The organism is Sorangium sp. So ce1335 (genome assembly GCF_051521615.1).
Lineage (GTDB): Bacteria > Myxococcota_A > Polyangia > Polyangiales > Polyangiaceae > Sorangium.
This window is the reverse complement of sequence record NZ_CP150363.1, coordinates 1,014,260-1,034,878: the sequence shown is the minus strand read 5'-3', so window position 1 is coordinate 1,034,878 and position 20,619 is coordinate 1,014,260. Positions and strand designations below refer to the sequence as shown.

Annotated in this window: 14 protein-coding genes and 1 tRNA gene; 8 read left to right on the top strand and 7 right to left on the bottom strand. The window is 72.9% G+C overall.

Annotation, left to right across the window (positions count from 1 at the left end):
• Window positions 1-11: 11 nt before the first annotated feature.
• The 3 genes from WMF24_RS03720 to WMF24_RS03710 are packed head-to-tail and all read right to left on the bottom strand — an operon-like array spanning window position 12 to window position 4,961.
• Window positions 12-1,151: a hypothetical protein gene (locus WMF24_RS03720; RefSeq protein ID WP_437734954.1), complete on the bottom strand. Its 1,140-nt coding sequence runs from the start codon at window positions 1,149-1,151 to the stop codon at window positions 12-14.
• 25 nt (window positions 1,152-1,176) lie between these two features.
• Window positions 1,177-3,780: a protein kinase domain-containing protein gene (locus tag WMF24_RS03715; RefSeq protein WP_437738758.1), complete on the bottom strand. Its 2,604-nt coding sequence runs from the start codon at window positions 3,778-3,780 to the stop codon at window positions 1,177-1,179.
• The gene (locus WMF24_RS03710) at window positions 3,780-4,961 is read right to left on the bottom strand and encodes a serine/threonine-protein kinase (RefSeq protein WP_437734953.1); all 1,182 of its coding nucleotides are present in this window, start codon (window positions 4,959-4,961) and stop codon (window positions 3,780-3,782) included. Before WMF24_RS03710 ends, WMF24_RS03715 begins: the two co-directional genes overlap by 1 nt.
• Window positions 4,962-5,255: 294 nt before the next feature.
• Here WMF24_RS03710 and WMF24_RS03705 point away from each other — a divergent pair, with 294 nt between their 5' ends.
• Together WMF24_RS03705 and WMF24_RS03700 are read left to right on the top strand one after the other, a co-directional pair.
• Complete coding sequence (locus WMF24_RS03705; RefSeq protein WP_437734952.1) at window positions 5,256-5,573, top strand: hypothetical protein; 318 nt, start codon at window positions 5,256-5,258, stop codon at window positions 5,571-5,573.
• Window positions 5,574-5,617: 44 nt separating this feature from the next.
• Entirely contained in the window at window positions 5,618-6,259 is a 642-nt protein-coding gene (locus tag WMF24_RS03700) for a sigma-70 family RNA polymerase sigma factor (RefSeq protein ID WP_437734951.1), read from the top strand.
• 7 nt (window positions 6,260-6,266) lie between these two features.
• Here WMF24_RS03700 and WMF24_RS03695 read toward each other — a convergent pair whose 3' ends face one another.
• On the bottom strand, window positions 6,267-8,210 hold the full coding sequence (locus WMF24_RS03695; RefSeq protein WP_437734950.1) for an AAA family ATPase: 1,944 nt from the start codon (window positions 8,208-8,210) through the stop codon (window positions 6,267-6,269).
• A gap of 458 nt (window positions 8,211-8,668) precedes the next feature.
• Between WMF24_RS03695 and WMF24_RS03690 the strand changes: the two genes are divergently transcribed.
• From WMF24_RS03690 to WMF24_RS03675, 4 genes are all read left to right on the top strand, one after another.
• Window positions 8,669-9,493 (top strand): hypothetical protein, encoded by an 825-nt coding sequence (locus WMF24_RS03690; RefSeq protein WP_437734949.1) that lies wholly within the window; start codon window positions 8,669-8,671, stop codon window positions 9,491-9,493.
• 738 nt (window positions 9,494-10,231) lie between these two features.
• Complete coding sequence (locus WMF24_RS03685) at window positions 10,232-11,059, top strand: electron transfer flavoprotein subunit beta/FixA family protein (protein WP_437734948.1); 828 nt, start codon at window positions 10,232-10,234, stop codon at window positions 11,057-11,059.
• A gap of 53 nt (window positions 11,060-11,112) precedes the next feature.
• The gene (locus WMF24_RS03680) at window positions 11,113-12,084 is read left to right on the top strand and encodes an electron transfer flavoprotein subunit alpha/FixB family protein (RefSeq protein ID WP_437734947.1); all 972 of its coding nucleotides are present in this window, start codon (window positions 11,113-11,115) and stop codon (window positions 12,082-12,084) included.
• A gap of 413 nt (window positions 12,085-12,497) precedes the next feature.
• Window positions 12,498-15,245, top strand: a complete 2,748-nt coding sequence (locus WMF24_RS03675; RefSeq protein ID WP_437734946.1) for an ATP-binding protein — start codon at window positions 12,498-12,500, stop codon at window positions 15,243-15,245.
• A gap of 522 nt (window positions 15,246-15,767) precedes the next feature.
• Here the strand turns inward: WMF24_RS03675 and WMF24_RS03670 are convergent.
• Window positions 15,768-15,841, bottom strand: a tRNA-Pro gene (locus WMF24_RS03670).
• 445 nt (window positions 15,842-16,286) lie between these two features.
• Between WMF24_RS03670 and WMF24_RS03665 the strand changes: the two genes are divergently transcribed.
• Window positions 16,287-16,895, top strand: coding sequence for a response regulator (locus WMF24_RS03665; RefSeq protein ID WP_020732843.1), 609 nt, complete (start codon window positions 16,287-16,289; stop codon window positions 16,893-16,895).
• A gap of 35 nt (window positions 16,896-16,930) precedes the next feature.
• On the opposite strand, the gene WMF24_RS03660 is transcribed toward WMF24_RS03665, so the two are convergent.
• Window positions 16,931-17,608, bottom strand: coding sequence for a thioredoxin family protein (locus tag WMF24_RS03660; RefSeq protein ID WP_437734945.1), 678 nt, complete (start codon window positions 17,606-17,608; stop codon window positions 16,931-16,933).
• 59 nt (window positions 17,609-17,667) lie between these two features.
• Here WMF24_RS03660 and WMF24_RS03655 point away from each other — a divergent pair, with 59 nt between their 5' ends.
• Window positions 17,668-18,981, top strand: coding sequence for a chorismate-binding protein (locus WMF24_RS03655; RefSeq protein WP_437734944.1), 1,314 nt, complete (start codon window positions 17,668-17,670; stop codon window positions 18,979-18,981).
• Window positions 18,982-19,090: 109 nt separating this feature from the next.
• On the opposite strand, the gene WMF24_RS03650 is transcribed toward WMF24_RS03655, so the two are convergent.
• On the bottom strand, window positions 19,091-20,596 hold the full coding sequence (locus tag WMF24_RS03650; protein WP_437734943.1) for a serine/threonine-protein kinase: 1,506 nt from the start codon (window positions 20,594-20,596) through the stop codon (window positions 19,091-19,093).
• Between the last annotated feature and the right edge of the window lie 23 nt (window positions 20,597-20,619).

The window sequence follows — 20,619 nt, the reverse complement described above, 5'->3', positions numbered from 1 at the left end:
TCCACGCGGTCTCACTCCATCCATCCTTCGTCTTGTGGCCGCTCCGTGGGTGCTGGCGCGGCCGGAGTCTGCGGTCGATGCGGCGCGGGATGCACCGGCCGCGCGGGCGCCGGCGGCGCTGGCGGCTCGCTCGCCGTCGCGGTGTCGTCGAGGCTCGGCTCCACCGCCTCCGACGGTCCCGGCGCCACCGGCGCCAGCAGCTCCGAGGCCTCGGGCGGCGCCTGCGTGCTCGGCGCCGGCGCCCCGCTCGACGGCGGCGCCGGCGCCGGCTCTTTCGGCGGCTCCTCTTGCCCCAGGAGCCTCGCCAGCACGAACGGGCTGCTCACCGCGACCACCGCGAGCAACACCATCAGCCAGGTCGGCATCCACTGCCGGCGCTTTCCCGTCGACTCCGTGGCGGCCGGCGCCTTCGGCACCGCCACCGGCGGCGGCGTCACCGGCAGCAACGACGACGGCAGCAGCGCCTTGTCGATCGGCGGCAGCCCCCGGTCCGCCCACTGGCTCTGCGCCATCGCTCCCGGCGACTGCACCGGCGCGCCCTGCTGGTGCGCCGGCGCGCGTGGCGGCGCAGCCTCGCCCCCGAACACCGGCACCCGCTGCGTCACCAGCGCGCCGTGGTGTTGCACCGGCGCGCCCTGCTGCACCGGCGCGCCCTGCGCCGCCGTACGCTGCGGCGCCGTCCCGCCTTGCTGCAGCACCGGCACTCGCTGCGTCACCAGCGCGCCGTGGTGCTGCACCGGCGCGCCCTGCTGCACCGGCGCGCCCTGCGCCGCCGTGCGCTGCGGCGCCGTCCCGCCTTGCTGCAGCACCGGCACGTGCTGCGTCCTCGTCGCCCCGTGCTGCTGCACCGCCGGCCCATGCGGCGCTCCCTGCTGCGGCCCCGTCACCGGATACGGAGGTGGCACCGCTCGCACCGGCAGCGGCGGATGTCCCGGTCGCTCCTTGGCCAGCGCAGGCACCACCGGGAACTGGAACAGCGGCTGCCCCGTCGCCTTCTGCTGCTCCATCTCCGACAGCGCGCGGTCCAGCTCCGGGTTGTTCTGCGCCTGCCGCAGCTTCTGCTCCGCCACCTCCGGATCCGCCTCGCGCCGGATGCTCTCCAGGTCGGGCAGGTACTGCCGGATGTCGTCGCTGTCCTTGTTGCTGCCCATCTCGAACGACCTCTCTCCTCAGCGACTAGAACGGCCTGCACCCCGCCGTGGTGCATGGCCGGCCTGACTGCGCCCCCTGGTGCTTCGCGGGCGCCGACGGCTTCGCGGGCGCCGACGGCTTCGCGGGCGCCGACGGCTTCGCGGGCGCCGCCTTCTTCCGCTCCTCGATCACCCTCAGAAACGACGGCTTCTGCCGCTTCGGCATCGGGTAGATGTCCTCGTCGTCGTCGTAGGTCTCCGCCGCGGCCTTCACCCCCGCAGCTCTCCCCGCCTCTGCCTTCGCCGGCGACAGCTCCTTCGCCGCCTCCGCTTGCGCCTTCGGAGACGGCGCTTCGGCCTCCGCTGCCGCCCCCTTCGCGGCCGCGTCGGCTGCTGCCGTCTCCGCTGCGCTCGCCTCCGCCTCCGGCACGGGCGCCGCCACAATGGCTTCGGCCGGCGGCGCCGCCACCGGCACCGCCTCCGCCGGCGGCGCCGCGCTCGCCGTCGCGCTCTCCACCGGCGCCGCCGTCGCCGCCGGCTCTCCCGTCACCGCCGCCGGCCCGGCGTCGCGCGCCGAGCGCAGCCCCAGCACCACACCAACGCCCCCCAGCGTCAGCGCCAGCGCCACCAGCGGCGCAAGCACGTACGCTCTCGGCGCCCGCCGCGGCTGCGTCAGCAGCGCCGCTGGCGCCGGCGTGGTCGGCGTCTCTTTCCGCAGCGCCTTCACCGCTCCCGCGCTCGGCGCCGTCACCGCGCTCGGCACCGTCACCGCGCTCGGCACCGTCACCGCGCTCGGCGCCGTCACCGCGCTCGGCGCCGCTGGCCGCCCGGCGGCCGGCAGCGCGACCGGCAGCGGTCCCGATACCGCTCGTTGCGTTTCCATCAGCGCCAGCGGCGGCGTCGCCACCGGCGGCTGCCCCGTGACCGGATACGGCGGCGACGTCACCGGCTGCTGCACCATCACCGGATGCGGCGACGACACCGCCACCGGCTGCTGCACCATCACCGGATGCGGCGACGACACCGCCACCGGCTGCGGCGACGACACCGCCACCGGCTGCGGCCCCGTCGCCGGATACGGCGGCGGCGCGACGTACTGCGGCGTCACGTACGGCGGCTCGACCTCCGGCCGCGACGGCGCCGCCGCGCGGTGCGCGTCTCTCCACGACGGCTGCGGCGGCACGACGTGCTGCGGCTCCATCGCCGCCCTCGGCGGCGCCACCGCGTAGCTCTCCGCCCTCACCGACGCCGGCCTTTGCGGCGGCACCCCATACCCCGGCGGCGCCACCCCAACCCCCTGCGCTCGGGCCTGCGGCAGCGGCGGCGGCCCCATGCGCTGCGCCATCTGCTCCGCCCACTTCCCGGACAGCTTCGCCGTCGACTCCAGCGGCTTCAGCGCCGGCAGCGGCTCCGTGTGCCCCACCCCCCGCCCCCGCGGCACGCGCGACACCGGCGCGAACGGCAGCACGCTCGCCGGCGCCACGAACTGCTCCAGCGGCGCAGTCTCCCCGTGCACCACGCGCCGCGCCCGCTCCTCTCCCTCCGCCCCGCCTCGCTCCATCCCGCCCCCCTCGCTCTTCCCGCGCGCCCCCGCCTCCTCCGTCTCCTCCTCGCCCCCCCGGCCCGCTGCGCTCCTCTCCTCCTCCACCGGCGCGCTGTCCTCCAGCGCCACCTCCGCGAACGCAGCCTCCCGCGCCGCCTTCATCCGCTCCTGCGCAAGCCGCTGCGCCAGCACGTGCCCCGCCGGCACCGTGTCTCTCAAGAGCGCCCGCAGATCCCGCGCCACCTCGTCGAACTTCGCGTACCGCTCTTCCCGGTCGATCGCGATGCACCGCGCCACCACGGGCCACACGAACTCCGGGCAATCCGGCACGATCTCGTGCACCGGCTCAGGCGCCGCCACCAGGTGCCCTGTCAGCGTCTCCTCCGCCGTCGCCGACTCGCTGTCGTCCAGGAACAGGTGCTTCCCCGTCAGCACCTCGTAGAAGATCGCACCGAACGCGTAGATGTCCGTGCGCCCATCCGGCCTCGCGTGCTCCGCCCGCTGCGCCTTCTTCGACGACGTGTACAGCAGCTTCACCTGCTCCGGAGAGATGTACCGCACCGTCCCCACGTCCGGCAGGTCGTCCGTGCTCATCCCCCCATCCGCGAACTTCGCTATCCCGAAGTCCAAGAGCCACACGTGCCCCTTCGCGTCCGCCTTCGTCCCCACCATGATGTTCTCGGGCTTCAGGTCACGGTGCCATATCCCCTTCGAGTGCACGAACGTCATCGCGTCCGCCACCTGCAGCATCACGTGCATCGCGCTCAGGAAGTCCAGCCGATAGGCCTTGTTCAGCAGCTTCCTCAGCGTCCTCCCATCGAGGTAGTCCATCACGATGTACGCCACGTCCTCAGGCGACACACCGGCCTTCCTCATCCTCACGATGTTCGGGTGCTTCAGCTTCGGATAGAACTTGCACTCCTGCCGGAACCGCCTCGCGAAGTCCTCTCTCCTCACATGCCGCGGCGACATGCACTTGATCGCCACCACGTCTTCCGAGTAGTCCTCCACCGCCTTGTACACTTCCCCCATCCCACCCGCGTCGATCACCTCCGTCACACGGTAGTCGAGGAACACGTCACCGGCCTTCAGCGCCTCCCGCGCCATCACCACACCCCCATCCCGCGCAGCACCAGCGCCGCGATCGCCGAGAACACGACCGTGCTCGCGAGCGTCAGCCCCGCGAACAGCCGCGCGTCCACCGGCACCGCCCCCGCCTCCGTCCTCTCGCCCCCGCCGGCTCCCGCCCCGCTGCTCCCGTCCGGCCTTGCCTCGAACCACGCCCTGCTCAGCGGCCCCCAGCTCGTCTCCGCCTCCGGCCCCCGCGCCGTTCCCCCCTCCACCAGCTCCGCCCCGATCCGCCCAAGCTCCTCCCCGAACGCCTCCGCGCTCTGGAACCGCTCCTCCGGCCGTTTCGCCAGCGCCTTCAACACCGCCCGGTCCAGCGCGGCCGGGATCCGCTGCGCCGCGTACCGCGACGGCGGGGCCGGCGTCTCCATGACGTGCGCCCGCAGCACCCCCAGCGCGTCCTCGACATGGGCGAACGGACCGTGCCCCACGACCAGCGTATACATCAGCAGCCCCACCGCATACACATCCGCCCGCGCGTCCACAGGCTGGCACCGCGCCTGCTCCGGCGAGGCCGTCCGCGGCGTCCCCACGAGCAGTCCGGCCTCGGTCGGATACGCCGGCCCGTCCACCGCAGGCGTCGCCCCCGGCGCCGCGTCGGCCAGGGCGCCGTCGAGCACCTTTGCGACGCCGAAATCGAGCACCTTCGCGACCCGCGCGCCCCCCGGTGCCGCCGCCCCCGGCGCGCACAGGAACACGTTGTCGAGCTTCACATCGCGGTGCACAACCCCCACCCGGTGCGCCGCCGCGAGCCCCGCCAGCACCTGCCGCCCCACGTCGATCGCCTCGGCCACCGGCAGCGGACCGCGCCGCTGAAGCTCCTCCCCCAGCGTCCACCCCTCGAGCCGCTCCATCACGAAGTAGGGGCGCCCCGCCGGCGTCTGGCCCAGATCGAGCACCGCCACCACGTGCGGCGACGACACCGCCGCCAGCGCCTGCGCCTCGACCCGCAGCCGATCGGCGAACCGCGGGTCGCGCTCGAACGCGCGCCGGACCAGCTTCACGACGACCCGCTTCCGCAGCGCGCGGTGCTCCGCCTCGACGACCTCCCCCATCCCCCCGCGCCCGAGCGCCCGGAGCGCCCGGTAGGGCGTCCCTTCCAGCGCGTCCCCGGCCACGCCGGAGAACCCGGAGCTGCTGTCTGACGTGCGACGTGCCACCGGTGGGGTCTCCTGAAGTGGAAATCACGAGCACGGGGCCGGTTCGGACAGAGAAAATGCACCGGCGCTGTCGATTGTTGAAAAGCAGCGTCGATTCACGTAGTTGCCTGGCCACGCAGGCCCGCACCCCCGCCCCGCCCTGCGCCCGCCCCCGCCGCGCCCGCCCGGGCGGCGTAGAAAAACGACGGGGGCGTCGCTTTCCCTGTCCGAACCGGTCCGCCGATGGTGATTTGAGAAGAAGAGGAAGCACGAAGGGGCGCCGCGCCGCACGCGGGCCCCGCCACGCGAGGCCCCATGACGCACGAAGCTCCCGAGCACGACCTGGACAGGACGGCCGACGTCGATCCGCTCGTCGACGCCTGTGTCGCCGACGCGCTGAGCCCCTACCTCGGGGCGCTCTCGCCCGAGGAGATCGAGGACTATCGCAGGCTCCTCGCGGTCTTCATCGCCACACACCCGGCGGCGGCGCCGCTCCACGACCGCCTGCGGGCGAGGCCCGTCGTCCTGTCCGAAAGCGGCGAGGTGGCCCGTGATGGGGCGGGCGCGGAAGGGGCGCTCGACCCTCTGGCGGCGCCGGCTCCGGGCAATGGGACCTTCGGTGGGCGGCGGTGACAGGCAGCCGGCGTCCACCCCCACCTCCTCCCGATCATGAGCGCGTGCTGGAGGCGCTCCCGATGGCGCGCCACGTCGCGCGGACGACGGCGCGTGTCTACGGCGTGCGCACGCGCCAGGGCGTGGAGGACTGCGAGCAGACGGCCTATCAGGCGCTCCTCGAGGCGAGCCCCGGATACGACGCGTCGCGCGGCGTCCCGTTCGGCGTGTATGCGTGGAAGCGGGTTGCGGGCGCCGTCATCCGGCTGCTCACGCGCGAGGCGTCGTTCCGGCGCGCCGGCCTCGACGCCGCGCTCGACGCCGCCGAGTCGATGCGCGACGCGAGCGACCCGTTCGTAGACGACGACGCCGACGCGCTGAACCAGCTCAAGGACCAGTGTCGCGCGCTCGTCTTCGCGCGCTTCGTCGCCGACACCGGCGAGCGGCTCAGGGCCCAGCCCGACGACGCAGTGGCGCGCTCTCAGGCCCTCGAGGCGCTCAGGAAGGCGCTCCGCGGCCTCGACGAGCGCGAGGCGCGCCTCATCGAGCTGCGGTACTGGCAGGACCTCTCCTGGGCCAAGGTCGCCGCGGCGCTCGGCGTCCACGAGAAATACGCCCTGCGCATGGACGAGCAGCTACGGAGGCGGCTCCGGTGCGATCTGCGCGGCAGCGAGGCCGACGCGCCGCCGCCGAGCGAGGGGGCCTGAGCGGCGCTCAGGCCGAGCGCCCCCCGCTGGGGGCAACCATGTGCTCGAGTAACTCGCCGATTTCCGCTGGAATCAACACCTCGGGATCGCCCAGCTTATCCACCGAGGCGGCATCGATCAGGCTGGTGATGCTCCCCCGGAGCTGGTTCTTGAGCGAGTTTGTCGTCAGCCGCTCACGCACCTCCCGGAGCACGACTCGCGCGCGATCCCGGCCTTTCTGCCAGATCTCTGGCTCCGCCCGAGCCTGCGCCTTTGCGGCGTCGATGGCGTCCGCGAGCTTCATCTGATCGATCCGGATCTTGGCGAGCTGCAGGTTCTTCTCCGCGTCGTCGAGCAGCTTTTGATCCTGGTTCGCCGCCTTGATGGCCTCGCTCACGTACCGCTCGAGCTCGTCCCTAGCGACCGCCCCCGGCATCAGCACAGCGGCTATCCATGCCGCCAGGCGCGCAGGCTCGATGAACATCGACTCGATGCTATAGCGCGGCCAGACCAGCTCGTAGGCCTCGAAGTGGCCACGGGTGAGCTCGTTGATCTGCCGGAACCCCCCTTGTCGCTCCGTATCCCGATCCAGCACGCAGATCGCGCGCACTGGCTCCCTGGCGTCGAGAGTAGGAAACAGCGAGGGCGTGAGCACAGCCTTCAGCACCCCTTGGGCCTTCACATTGCCCACGCCCCCCAGCGACACGAGCGTCCAGCGCTTGAAGGCGGCGAGGTCCGCAGGCCGGTTCCGGAAGTAGATGGCCGCGCAGCCGGTGAGGATCTCGGCGTCGCTTGGACCCTCGTGGAACAGGATCCGGCGTGAGGCGAGGAAGTTCAGGCTGGTGAATGGCGTGAGATCGCACCACGCAGAGAGCTCCCGCACGAGCGCCGCCTCCGAGGCCAGCTCGACGGCGCGGGACGATGCCCTGTCCACCGCGAGTAGCAGCGCATCCCGCCGCTGACCGAGCCGGTTGATCATCTCGATCGAATGAGTGGCGATGACGAGCTGCGCCCCGAACTCGACCGCGAGCGCGGCGAGCGCCTCGCCGATGTCTCCCTGCAGCTTCGGGTGCAGATGAGCTTCGGGCTCGTCGAGGAGATACACGACCGGCCGGCTCCCGAGCTCGCCCTGACGCCTGTCGGAGCGGAAGTGGTACATGATCGCATAGAGCGCGATCATGTTGACCAGCCCCGCCCCTGCGGACCCGAGCTCCAGCTCCCCGTTCGTGTCCTGGAAGTACACCGCGAGGTGCCGGACGTCGTCCGCATCCTGTGCCGTCGTCCTGCGGACCAGCGTCGCACCGATGCTGTAGCGGAGGAAATCGCTCAGCCGGTTGAACGCATCGCTGTTCAGCCGGGCAATGAAGTTGCGCACGATCCGGCTCTGGTCTCCGCCGCCGAGCAGGCGACTGACGACCGCGCTCGTTCGGAATTCCTCCCCGTTGGTCACGCCATAGAACGCCGGCACGAAGACCGCCTTGGGCGCGCTGCGCCGCAGTACCTCGGAGAGGCGCACGCTTCTGAACTTGGATTTCTTCGGTAGCTCCGCCGCCTCCTCGGCGGCTCGGTCGCTCCGCACGCGCACGCGCAGCCTGAGCTGGTCATTGCGCGCGTACGACAGCGTCACGCCGAGCGCCTGGATCACGTCGCTCTCCTCAAAACCGAGTCCGATCGTCATGGCGATCCCCTCCCCGACCTCCTTGTCGGTGAACAGCTCGGTCCAGTCGTCCACCGGGTGCAGCCGCGCGTGATCCCAGACCAGGCCCTCGAAGACGGTGATCCACAGATCACTGTCCAGGTGCGGCGCGCCCTCCTCGAGGCCGATGGCGAGCCCCTCCAGCGCCATTCGGATGGCGTGGAGCACCGAGGTCTTGCCTGAGCTGTTGCGCCCCACGATCGCCGTGATCTGTCGGGCGTCTACCGTGAGACTGCGGAAGCCGCGGAAGCGGTCGAGGGTCACCTTGGTCAGCATCGGACGCTGCGAGACTACCCAAAGCGCTCCCCGCGCGCACGCCGGATGTGAGGCGCACACGGCGCCGCCCGTCCCTGCCGCGAGCGGCCGGACGCCCCCGGCGAGGCGCGGTCCTTCCCAGCCCCCCGGCTCGCCCGTTCCCGCGCCGGCGCGAGCCCTCCACGCGCGCCTGCTTGCCGCAGCGTCTCGTGGATGCCCCGCCACGACCCCTGCTCGGTGACTCGTGCGCGCGCGTTCAGGCGTGTCATGGAAGGCAGTGCTGCCTCGGCGTCGCTGTGCAGCGCCGCCCCTGCTTCGACGACCGTCGCCGGCGCAAGCGCAACGGCGCCGCAGGATCGCTGGCGTAGAAACTGTGCTCTCCACACGAAGAGGCCTTTACGGCGACTCGCCTCCTCTGAGAGCCTGCCCGGTGGTGCATTTCCCGGCGAGCGTCGCCGGAGGAAAACCAAGGAGGCACCATGGCGCTCAAAGACCTCTCTCCTCGTCAGATGGTTCAGATCACGGCCGCGTGGCTCGATCCGGAGCGCGAGCGGCCGCGCCTCGTCTCGCTGAAGCGGTGCGCCCCGCTCCTCGACGATATCGAGGCCGCGCACGACGGTATCTTGAAGTCGCACCGGAGACAGAAAAAGGCGAACGACGAGCTCTCCGAGATCCAGCGACAGCAGGTCGCGGTCGACCAAGTGCACGACCGCAAGGCCCGCGGCGCCCACGCGGTGCTCACCGGGTTCGCCGACCTCGCCGACGATCCCGAGGACGCGGCCATCTACCTCGAGATCCGCGATCAGCTCTTCGCGGATGGGCTCAAGTTCATCTCGGCGAGCTACAGCGATGAGGCGGGCGAGGTGAAGCTCGCGCGCGACCGGCTGACGCCGGAGTCGAAGGCTGCGCTCAAGGCGCTGCCGACACCGGGGGGCAACCTGCTCAAGGCGGTGCAGGCGTGGTTCGCCGCGGGCGACGAGCTCGGAAAGCTCGACGCGCAGCGCGTCCAGCTGGAGGCGCAGGACAGGCCGGACCAGGCCAATCCGCGCGGCGGGCAGCTCCGGGCGCGCAACCGCTGGATCAAGGTGGTGCGCAGCGTGCTTCAGATGCTGGAGCTCGAGGCGGCCGACGCGGAGACGACGCGCCGGCTGCTCGCGCCGCTGCAGCGAGAGGCGGCCAAGGCCGAGCGCCGGCGCTCGACCGGCAAGGCGGACGCCGATGGGGAGGAGAGCGCGACCCCGGACCCCGCCGGCGCCGGCGAGCCGGCGCTCGACGACGGAGCGCCGGTGGCCGGCGTGGATTGACGACGCTCCCCGTCACGGTCCCCCGCGAGCGAGCCCTCGTGGCGGACTCGATCCGTCGCTGCCCCCCTGCGCGACACCCCCGCTGACGGACTCGATCCGTCACGCACCCCCTGCGCGACACCCCCGCTGATGGACTCGATCCGTCACGCCCCCCTGCGCGACACCCCCGCTGACGGACTCGATCCGTCACGCCCCCCCGCCGCCAGCCCCCTCTCGACGGTTCGCATCCGTCGCGACCCCCGCCCCCAGCCCCCTCTCGACGGTTCGCATCCATCGCGACCCCCGCCCTCAGCCCCCTCTCGACGGTTCGCATCCGTCACGCACCCCGCCGCCAGCCCCCTCTCGACGGTTCGCATCCGTCGCGACCCCCGTCGCCAGCCCCCTCTCGACGGTTCGCATCCGTCGCGCCCCCCGCCGCCACCCCCCTCTCGACGGTTCGCATCCGTCACGCACCCCGTCGCGCCGCCGCAATCCCTCTCACACCGGATCACCCACATCCCTCCCCCGCCGCGAGCCCCCTCACAGCGCCTCGCACCTATCCCAAGAGAACCGCCGTGCCCGCTTGACGCACCACGTCGGGGCTGCCATGACCGGTTCCCTCCGCCTCGGGCGCGCTATTCCAGTCGGGCTCGCCGGGCCCCATGCTTGGGCCCGCCGGCCCGTCTGTCGCGTAGCGCTCACCCGCCTGGGCGGACTACGCTCTGCGTTACCCACACAGCAACAGGAGCCAGCCGAGCCGTGAAGATCCTCGTTCCGCTCAAGCGCGTCGCCGATCCGGATAACGCGAACAAGGTGAAGATCCCTGCGTCGGGGGACAAAATCGAGACGACCGGGCTCGAGTGGAAGCCGAACCCGTTCGACGAGTACGCCCTGGAGGCCGCGCTGCGCCTGACCGAGGACGGCAAGGCGCCGAAGGCCCGCGCGGGCGAGGTCGTCGTCGTCACCTTCGGGCCGAAGGAGACCGAGCAGACCCTCCGCGCCGCCCTCGCGACGGGCGCCGACCGCGCCATCCGCGTCGACGCCACCGACGACAAGCTCGACGGCGATCTCGTGGCCCGCGCCCTGAAGACGCTCGTCGACCGCGAGAAGCCCGACGTCGTGCTCATGGGCAAGCAGGCCGTCGACGGCGACTCGAACCAGGTCGGCCAGATCCTCGCCGAGCTCCTCGAGTGGCCGCTCGCCACGTTCGCCGCGACCATCAAGGAAGAGAAGGGCGCGCTGCTCGTCGGCCGCGAGGTCGACGGCGGCGTCGCGACGCTGCGCGTGCGCCTGCCGGCCGTCGTCACGGTCGACCTCCGCATCGTCGCGCCGACGAGCGTCTACTCGATGAAGACGGCGCCCACGTTCAAGTACAACGACGGCGTGCGCTTCGCGGCGCTCCCCGCGATCATGGCCGCCAAGAAGAAGCCCCTCGCCGAGGTGAAGCTCGCCGACCTCGCCGCCGACCAGGCGCTCAAGGTCCAGTACCACGCGTTCCAGCCGCCCCCGGCGCGCAAGGCGGGCATCAAGGTGAAGGACGTCGGTGAGCTCGTCACCCGCCTCAAGAACGAGGCGAAGGTCCTCTGACGGGACCGCTGGGGCAGGTCGTAGATACCGGTAGAGGAGGCCCAGGAGGGATCATGGCTGACGTTCTCGTGGTGGCCGAGGCCGCCGATGGAAAGCTGAAGAAGACGACCCACTCCGCCGTGACGTTCGCCAGGCAGGCGGCGGCGGCGCTCGGCGGGACGTACGCGATCCTCGTGATCGGCGACGCGCTCGGCGATGCGGCCGCGGAGGCGGCGACGCTCGGCGCGTCCAAGGTGCTCGTCGCCGAGTCGAGCGCGCTCAAGGACCACGTCGCCGAGCGCTACGTGCCCACCGTCGCCGCGGCGGCCAAGGGCTACGCCGTCGTCGTGGGCACCGCGAGCGCCTACGGCAAGGACCTGCTCCCGCGCGTCGCGGCGCGGCTGTCGGCAGGGTTCGCGAGCGACATCTCGGAGCTGATCGCCGAGGGCTCGACGCTCAAGTACAAGCGCCCGATGTACGCCGGCAACGCGTACGGGATCTGCACCGTCACGACGCCCACCCAGGTCGTGAGCGTCCGGCAGAGCGCGTTCGCCGCCGCGGAGCCCGCCGGCGGGAAGTCGCCGATCGAGCAGGTCGCCGTCGTGCCGCCGAGCGCCGCCGCCGAGCGCGTGGAGTTCGTCTCGCTCGACCAGGTGAAGAGCGAGCGCCCGGAGCTCACCGAGGCGAAGGTCGTCGTCTCGGGCGGCCGCGCCCTGAAGGAGCGCTTCAACGAGGTCCTCGATCCGCTCGCCGACGCGCTGGGCGCCGCCGTCGGCGCGAGCCGCGCCGCGTGCGACGCCGGCTACGCCGCCAGCGATCTCCAGGTCGGCCAGACGGGCAAGGTCGTCGCGCCGTCGCTCTACATCGCCGTCGGCATCTCGGGCGCGATCCAGCACCTCGCCGGCATGAAGGGGTCGAAGGTCATCGTCGCCATCAACAAGGACGCCGACGCGCCGATCTTCCAGGTCGCCGACTACGGCCTCGTCGCGGACCTCTTCACGACCGTGCCCGAGCTCGTGAAGCAGATCCAGGCAGCCCGGGGCTGATCGCCGCGCGCCCGGCCCCGCCGCGGCGCGCCCCCCTTCAGAAGCGCGCCCGGCCCCGCCGCGGCGCCCCCCTCCAGCAGCGCGCCCGGCCCCGCCGCGGCGCCCCCCCTCCAGCAGCGCGCCCGGCCCCGCCGCGGCGCCCCCCCTCCAGCAGCGCGCCCGGCCCCGCCGCGGCGCCCCCCCTCCAGCAGCGCGCCCGGCCCCGCCGCGGCGCCCCCCCTCCAGCAGCGCGCCCGGCCCCGCCGCGGCGCGCTCGCGCCGCTCCGGCCGCCGTCACGCCAGCGCGGGGGGTACCCCGGCCCACTGGAAGAGTCCGTCCAACGAGAAGTCCACGTCGCTCGGCGTAATTTCCGTGTCAGATCGCTCGCATAGCATCTTGTTCGCGTCCGGCGGCCGTGGGATCCCTTAGCCCCATGCCCGAACGTTCGGACATCCCGATCGTCACGGCGCTCGCGCAGGCCCGGGCATTGCTGTACGAGGCGGCCAGCGCCGCCGAGCAGCGACGGCTCATCGGCCCGGCGGTCGTCGAGATCGATCGCGCCATCGCGAGCCTCGATCCCACAGCGAGCGCCTCCTTCGAGCTCACGCCGCTCGCGGCGTCGGTGCCCCCGATCGACACCGAGGTCGAGGCGCTGCGCCGCGAGGTCGAGCGGCTGCGCGCCGTCACGCGGCACGAGCGCGGGCTGCTCGACGCGCTCCTCAGCGAGAGCCCGCACGGCATCATCGTCTCCGACGCCCAGGGCAAGCTGATCCTCCAGAACCGCGCCTCCGAGCGGATCTGGGCCGGCAGCTCCACCGCCGAGAACGTCGAGGGCTGGGGGCGCTACCGCGCGTTCCACCCCGACGGCCGGCCGTTCGCCGCCGAGGACTGGTCGATGGCGCGCTGCCTCACGAGCGGGGTGACCGTGCCCGCGGAGGAGATCCACTTCCAGCGCTTCGACGGCACCCACGGCATGCTGCTCGGGAGCTGCGCGCCGCTCTACTCGCCCGACGGCGAGATGCTCGGCGCCGTCTCCATCTTCGCCGACATCACCCAGTTCAAGCAGCTCGAGGCGGACCTCAGGGTCAGCAGGACGAAGTTCTCGACGACGCTGAAGAGCATCGGCGACGCGGTGATCTCGACCGACGGCTCGGGGCGCATCGACTTCATGAACGCGGTCGCCGAGAAGCTGACCGGCTGGTCGCTCGAGGAGGCTCGGGACCGCCGCCTCTCCGAGGTGTTCCGGGTCATCTCCGAGCAGACGCGCGACGACCTCGACAACCCGGTCACCGAGGTGCTGCGCCACGGCGGCATCATCGGGCTCGACGACACGACGCTGCTCCTGCGCCGCGACGGCTCGGAGCTCGCGATCGACTCGAGCGGCGCGCCGATCCGCAGCGACGAGGGCGAGCTCGTCGGGCTCGTGCTCGTCTTCCGCGACGTGACCGAGAAGCGGCTCGCCGACAAGCGGCGGTACTTCATCGGCGAGGCGAGCCGGCAGCTCGCGCTGTCGGGCCTCGAGTACGACACGACCCTGGCGAACGTCGCGCGCCTCGCGGTGCCGCACATCGCGGACGCCACCGTGGTGGACATCGTCGAGCCCGACGGCTCGCTGACGCGGCTCGCGGCGGTGCACGCGAGCAACGCGAAGCAGGCGCTGGCGAAGGACCTGTCGGGCCGCTACCCGAGCGACCCCGAGGTGCCGGGCGCGGTGCACGCGGTGCTCCGGCGCGGCGAGTCGCTCCTCGTCTCGGACGTCGAGGGCATGGCGTGGCAGCGCGCCTCGTCGCGGGAGCCCGACGGCGAGAGCTGGTCGGGCGGGCACGACCCGGCCTACCTGGCGCTGCTCCGCGAGCTCGGCGTCCGCTCGGCGATGATCGTGCCGCTGCGCGCCCGCGGCCGGACGCGCGGCGCGATCACGCTCCTCTCGACCGAGCCGGGGCGGCGCTACGGCGTCGACGATCTCGCGCTCGCCGAGGAGCTCTGCAACTTCGCCGCGCTCGCGCTCGACAACGCCCAGCTCTACCGCGAGTCGCAGCAGGTGAACCGCGCGAAGGACGAGTTCCTCGCCACGCTGTCCCACGAGCTCAGGACCCCGCTCACGGCGATCCTCGGCTGGGCGCGCATGCTCCGGCAGGGCTCGCTGAAGCCGGACACGCACGTCCGGGCGCTGGAGGCGATCGAGCGCAACGGCACGCTCCAGGCGCAGCTCGTCGAGGATCTGCTCGACGCGTCGCGCATCATCACGGGCAAGCTGCGGCTCGACGTGATGCTGATCGACCTGCCGCCGATCATCAACGCGGCGATCGACGCGGTCCGCCACGGCGCGGACGCGAAGGGGATCGAGCTCGCGGTGCAGCTCGACGCGACCGCGGGGCCCATCTCGGGCGACCAGACGCGGCTGCAGCAGGTGGTGTGGAACCTCCTGTCGAACGCGATCAAGTTCACGCCGCGCGGCGGCAAGGTGGCGATCCAGCTCGGCAAGGTCGACGGCGTGGCCCGCATCCAGGTGAGCGACAACGGGCAGGGGATCGTCCCGGAGTTCCTGCCGTACGTGTTCGACCGCTTCCGTCAGGCCGACAGCACGAGCACGCGGCCGCACAGCGGGCTCGGGCTTGGCCTCGCGATCGCCCGCCACCTCATCGAGCTCCACGGGGGCACGGTGAGGGCGGAGAGCGCGGGGGAGGGCAAGGGCGCGACGTTCACGGTGGACATCCCGCTCGCGCCGCGCGGGGCCATCGCGGCGCTGCGGAAGGTCGACGGGATGAGCAGCCTGGCGGCCGACGCGGAGCCGACGCTGCAGGGTGTGCGCGTGCTCATGGTCGACGACGAGCCGGACGCGCGGGAGCTCGTGACCACGGTGCTGGAGCGCAAGGGGGCGACCATCACGGCGGTCGCGACGGTCGACGAGGCGCTGTCGGCGATCGCGCGCGAGAAGCCGGACGTGATCCTGAGCGATCTCGGGATGCCCGGGGAGGACGGCTACAGCCTGATCCGGCGGCTGCGGGCGCAGAGCCCGGAGCACGGGGGGCGGATCCCGGCGGCGGCGCTGACGGCGTACGCGAGCGCGCAGGACCGGACGCGCGCGCTGCTGGCGGGGTTCCAGTCGCACGTGCCCAAGCCGATCGAGGCGTCGGAGCTCGCGGCGGTGATCGCCAACCTGGCGGGGCGCACGGGATAGCGCGCGGGCCGGAGGAGGCCCGCGCGGGAGGCCCTCCTGGCGAGCTGCCCGGCCCGCGGAGGCCCCATGCGGCGCGCGGCGCGGGGCGGGAGGGCCTGGCGAGCTGCCCGGCCCGCGGAGGCCCTCTGCGTCGCGCGGCGCGGGACGACCCCACCCCATCCTCACCGCTCAGCAGCGGCCCTCCCCCGGGGCCTACCGCCTTCCCGTGGAGCAGCTACCGAGCGGGCTGCGGCCTGCGTCGAGGCGCCAGGCGGGCCGGAGGTCACGCCGACCCAGCTACCGAGCAGGCTGCGGCCTTCGGCGAGGCGCCAGGCGGGCCGGAGGTCACGCCGACCCAGCGAACACGCCAGCAACGCAGGCTGCGGCCTTCGGCGAGGGCCACGGTGGCAGCGAAGCGGCCGCGTCTGGCAACGCTGGTCGACAGCGCGCAATGCCGCGGTCGCTGAGGGTGAGCGGCGTGGTCACCGGGTACGGCGAGGGCCGTCCTGCGATGATTCCACCGGAGAGAGTGTCGAGAAGTAGTCGGGGCGAGAGGATTTGAACCTCCGACTCCTCGGTCCCGAACCGAGTGCGCTACCAGGCTGCGCTACGCCCCGTACGCTGCCGCGTGAGCAACGCCCGCTGAACAGCGGGCGCGCAACATCGCCAAGAGTGAGGCTCTTGTCAAGACGAAATCTCGATGGGGGATCCGGGACGCCTCGCGCTCGCGCTGCACCTACACGCCCTCCAGGGCACCGCACGGCGACAAACCACGGAAATTTAACGACATCTGCCCCCGGACCACCCCGGCGCCCCGGACGTTTCACGAAGCCAAGAATCAGTGGAGCGCAAGAAAAAAGTCCCGCGACGACCTTGCCCAGGCTGTGTTAAAGTGTCACTGGAATCCCGATGTTGCCGAGATGTTGCAGAGAGCGAGGCCCCTGTGGCGCCGGTGAGGACCTCGCCCCCTGCTCGGGCAACGTTGAGCAGGGACCGCCTGTGCGGGCCCTTCCAGAACGGATCAGGACGAACCGGCTCGGCCGGTCGTGAGAGGAGGAACAGGTGGCAATTGAGCTTCCCGCTGTACGCATCCTGATCGTCGACGACGACCGGGCGATCTGTGACTACATGCAGACGCTGCTCGAGCGCGACGGCTATCAAGTCAAGACGCTGGGCGACCCCACGACGGTCGAGGAGGAGGTCCGCGCGGGCGGCTACCACCTCATCATCCTCGACCTGATGATGCCGAAGCTCGACGGCATCGAGGTCCTCAAGCGCATCCGCAAGGTCGACAACGACATCGCCGTCGTCATCTTCACCGGCTTCCCCAACCTCGAGAGCGCCGTCGCGTCCATGAAGCTCGACGCGGTCGACTACATCAAGAAGCCGTTCAACGTCGACGAGTTCCGCGAGGTGCTCGCGCGCGTGATGCGCAAGAAGGGCCTCGCGCGCACGCCCGAGGAGCAGCTCCACCGCGTCATCGGGGACACGATCCGGAACCTCCGCAAGGACAAGGACCTCACCCTCAAGCAGATGGCGCGCCGCACCGGGCTCAGCGTGTCGCTGCTCTCGCAGATCGAGCGCGCCGAGTCGTCGGCGTCCATCTCGTCGCTCTACAAGATCGCCGTCGCGCTCGAGTCGCGCATCCAGGACCTCTTCGGCCACTACTGACCCGATCGGCCGGTCGATCGAGCGAGCGCGCGGGCTCAGCGGCGCGCGCCGCGCTCGATCGCCGCGTCGAGCGCGTCGAGCGCGAGGCCGGCGATCGCGTCGACCTGCGCGCCCGCCGTGTCGTAGACGATCACGTACGGCAGCTTCGAGACCTGCTTCAGGTAACGCCGGGCGAGCGGGGTGTCCCAGTCGACGATGTCGAGCCTGCGGTACGCGACGTCCCGCCGGGCCTCGAGGACCTTCGCCATGTGCGCGTCCAGCCGGCGGCAGGGCATGCACCAGCCCGCCGCGAAATCGATGACCGTGACCTTGCCGGGCACGACGTGCGCGCGGAGATCGGGGATGTCCGCGCCGCCCTGCGCGATCGACAGGGCGTCGGCGCCCTCGGGGAACGTCGCCCAGCCGGCGTAGTGCCCCTTGCCGGCGCCGATCACCGCCTCGAACCCCTCGTCGGCGGCGAGCTGCTTCACCGTCCCGGTGACGTCGAACGACGGCGACGCGGTGACGGAGATCTCGGCGCGGCGCCTGTCGAACGACGCGGCGTAGACGCCGGGGCGCTGGCGGAGATCCGAGACGAGCTCGGCGCCGCACGCCTCGCAGTCGATGTTCCGCAGGGAGACGACGGTGGTGCGCGCCTCCGGAGAGGGCGGAGCGCCGCCGCAGGCGCCCAGACACAGGAGCGATGAGAGGGCGAGCGCGCTTCGCACCGTCATGTCCCGCGTACCTTGGCCCCCTTCGCCGGAGGGCGCAACGTCGTGTAGGCTGGGCCGCCATGAGCCCCCTCGTGATCCGTACCCTCCCGGCCGATCACGTCACGCCGGTCCGCGCGTACGCAGCGCTCCGCGCCCAGTCGCCGGGCCGCTCGTCGTTCATGTTCGAGTCCGCCGTCTCCGGCGAGCGCTGGGGCCGCTACGCGATCCTCGGCTACCGCGCGCGCTCGGAGAGCATCCTGCCGAGCGGGTTCGACCCGTTCGCGACGCTGATCGAGGGGCTCGGGGGGCCGGCGACGGCGGACGGATCGAGCGGGCTGGCGGCCCGCGTCTGCCAGTCCCTCGTCGGCTTCGTCTCCCACGGCGCCGTTCACCAGCTCATGGACGTCGAGCCGTGGCCCGAGGAGATGTACCTCGGGCGCGTCATGAAGGACGCGACCGTCGTCGTGTTCGACAGCGTGGCGCAGACGATGACCATCGCCGGGCGATCGCAGGGCGCCGTGAACCGCTGCGCCTGGGAGCTGTCGCACGGGCCGGAGCAGCAGAGCCTGCCCGCGCTCGATCCGGAGGCGCTGCCGGAGCACCTCGAGACGCCGGTGACCGACGAGATCTACGCCGCGAAGGTGGCGGCGGCGCGCGAGCGCATCGCCGCCGGCGAGGCGGAGGAAGTGGTGCTCGCCCGCCGGTTCAGGGCGCCGCTGCGGGGCGCAGACCCGTTCGACGTGTACCGCGCGCTGCGGCTGCTCGCGCCGTCGACGCACCTCTACTTCCTCGACTTCGCCGAGTCGCCGTTCGCGCCGGGGCTCGCGATCGCGGGCGCGTCGGGGGAGACGCTCGTCCGCGTCGAGCAGGATCCGTCGGCGGGGCCGCGCAGCGGCGGCGCGTCGCCGATCGAGGCGCTCCGCGCCGCCCTGCCCGGCGGCAGCGCCGTGGGCGCGCCGGCGGCGCGCGCGAGCGCGATCAGCCGCGCGCTCGAGGCGGGCCCGCGGCGCGTCTACGGCGGCGCGGTCGGGTACTTCGGGCCGGAGGGCGCGGAGATCGCGCACACGCTCGGCGCCGTGTGGATCGACGCGGGGTACTTCGAGCTGATGACCGGCGCGCGCGTCGGGAACGGAAGCGAGCCGCGCGCCGAGGCAGAGCGGACGCACCGCGAGGCGCGCGGGCCGCTGTCGGCCATCCGCGCGGCGCAGGAGGCGCGCAAGGCGCGCGACCTCGCCGAGGAGAAGAAGGCGGCCGCCGAGCGGGCCGCGCAAGAGAAGGCGGCCGCCGAGCGGGCCGCGGAAGAGAAGGCGGACGCCGAGCGGGCCGCGGAAGAGAAGGCGGACGCCGAGCGGGCCGCGCAAGAGAAGGCGGACGCCGAGCGGGCCGCGCAATAGAAGGCGGACGCCGAGCGGGCCGCGCAAGAGAAGACGGACGCCGACGGCGACGCGTAAGAGAGGACGGACGCCGAGGGCAGCGCGGCCCGGGACGCGTAGCGCGGCCCGCTCAGTCGCGCACGAGGCCGTGGCGCACGCGCCCTGTCGTGGCGGCGGGCTCCGCGGGCGGGGCCGGCCGCGCAGGGCGAGGTTGCACGGAGCCCGGCGCAGCGCTCGGCGGCGCGGGCACCGTCGCGCGCGCGCTGCGCTGGGGAGACGCGAGGGGCGCGCGGCGGACCGGCGCCGAGGGCGCAGCGCCGGGCGGGGGCGGCGGCGCGCCGACCCGACCGCCGGCGACGAGGGCGGCCGAGAGCACGGCCGCACGCGCGCCGGTCGAGGCCATCGCCGGCGGCGCGGGGCGATCGAGCCGCGAGGTCGTCACGAGCGTCGCCACGCCGAGCACCGCGAGCAGGCCAGCCGGGATGACCCACCGGCCGCGCGCGGACGGCGCGTCGCTCCCGCGCGGGAAGGCGGAGCTCTCCGCGCTGAGCAGCGTGTCGGGCGGCGTCCTGCGGTCCGCGCAGAGGAGCGCGTCGGGCGGCGTCCTGCCGTCAACGCCCGGCGCGGCGAGCGCGGGCTCGCTCGGCGCAGGAGGGCGGGCGGACGCGGCCTTCGCCCGCGCGAACGCCGCGGCCAGGGAGCGCGCCGTGGCAGCCCGCGCGACACGCGCCGGGGGGGGCGGCGGACGAATCAGGCCGGACGACGGCGGCGGCGCGAGATCCGCGACGCGAGCGAACGACTCCACGAGCTCCTCCACCGACCGGAAACGCCGGGCGCGGTCGCGCGCGAACGCCTTCTCGAAGAAGCCGTCGACGGCGAGCGGCAGCCGCGGCACGAGCTGCGTCGCCACAGGGGCCGGGGCGAGGAGGATCTTGGAGGCGACGACGCTGGCGATGTCGCCGGGGAACGGGACGTGGCCGGTCACGGCGTGGAAGAGGACCGCCGCCAGCGACCACAGATCGGTCTGCGCATCGAGGGTCCGTTCGGATCGGATCTGCTCCGGGCTGAGGTAGTGGAGAGAGCTCGCGCTGGCCTCGACCGCGGCCTCGCAGACGAGCCGCGGCGTGACCGTCTTCGGGAGCGCGAGGTCGAGCACCTTCGCGATCTCCTCGCCGCCCTCCTGCGCGAGAAAGACGCTCTCGGGCCGGAGGCTCTGGTGGAGGAGGCCCGCGGCGTGGGCGCGCTGCAGCGCCTCGCCGGCGTGCACGGCGACGCGCGCGGCCTCCTGGAGCGGGAGCCGGCCGCGCCGGTGGAGGCACGCCGCGAGATCCTCACCGGAGAGCAGGTCCATGGCCAGGTAGACCGCGCCGTCCTGGACGCCGTGGTCGTGCACGCGCACGACGTGCCGCGATTCGATCGCGGCGGCAGCGCGGAGCCAGCGCTCGATCCGCAGGAGATCCCCCGCGACGCCAACCTGGTCGGGGCAGAAGAGCTTGAGCGCGACGCGCGCGCCGAGCTGCCAGTCGCGCGCGACCCAGACCGAGCCCCGGTCGCGCGTGACCCGCGCGCCAGGACGCTCGAGCTGCCGCTCCAGCAAGTACTTCCCCCCAACGATGGTGCCCGGCGAGATGTCCATGTAACCAAAGCCTCCTCCCCCAT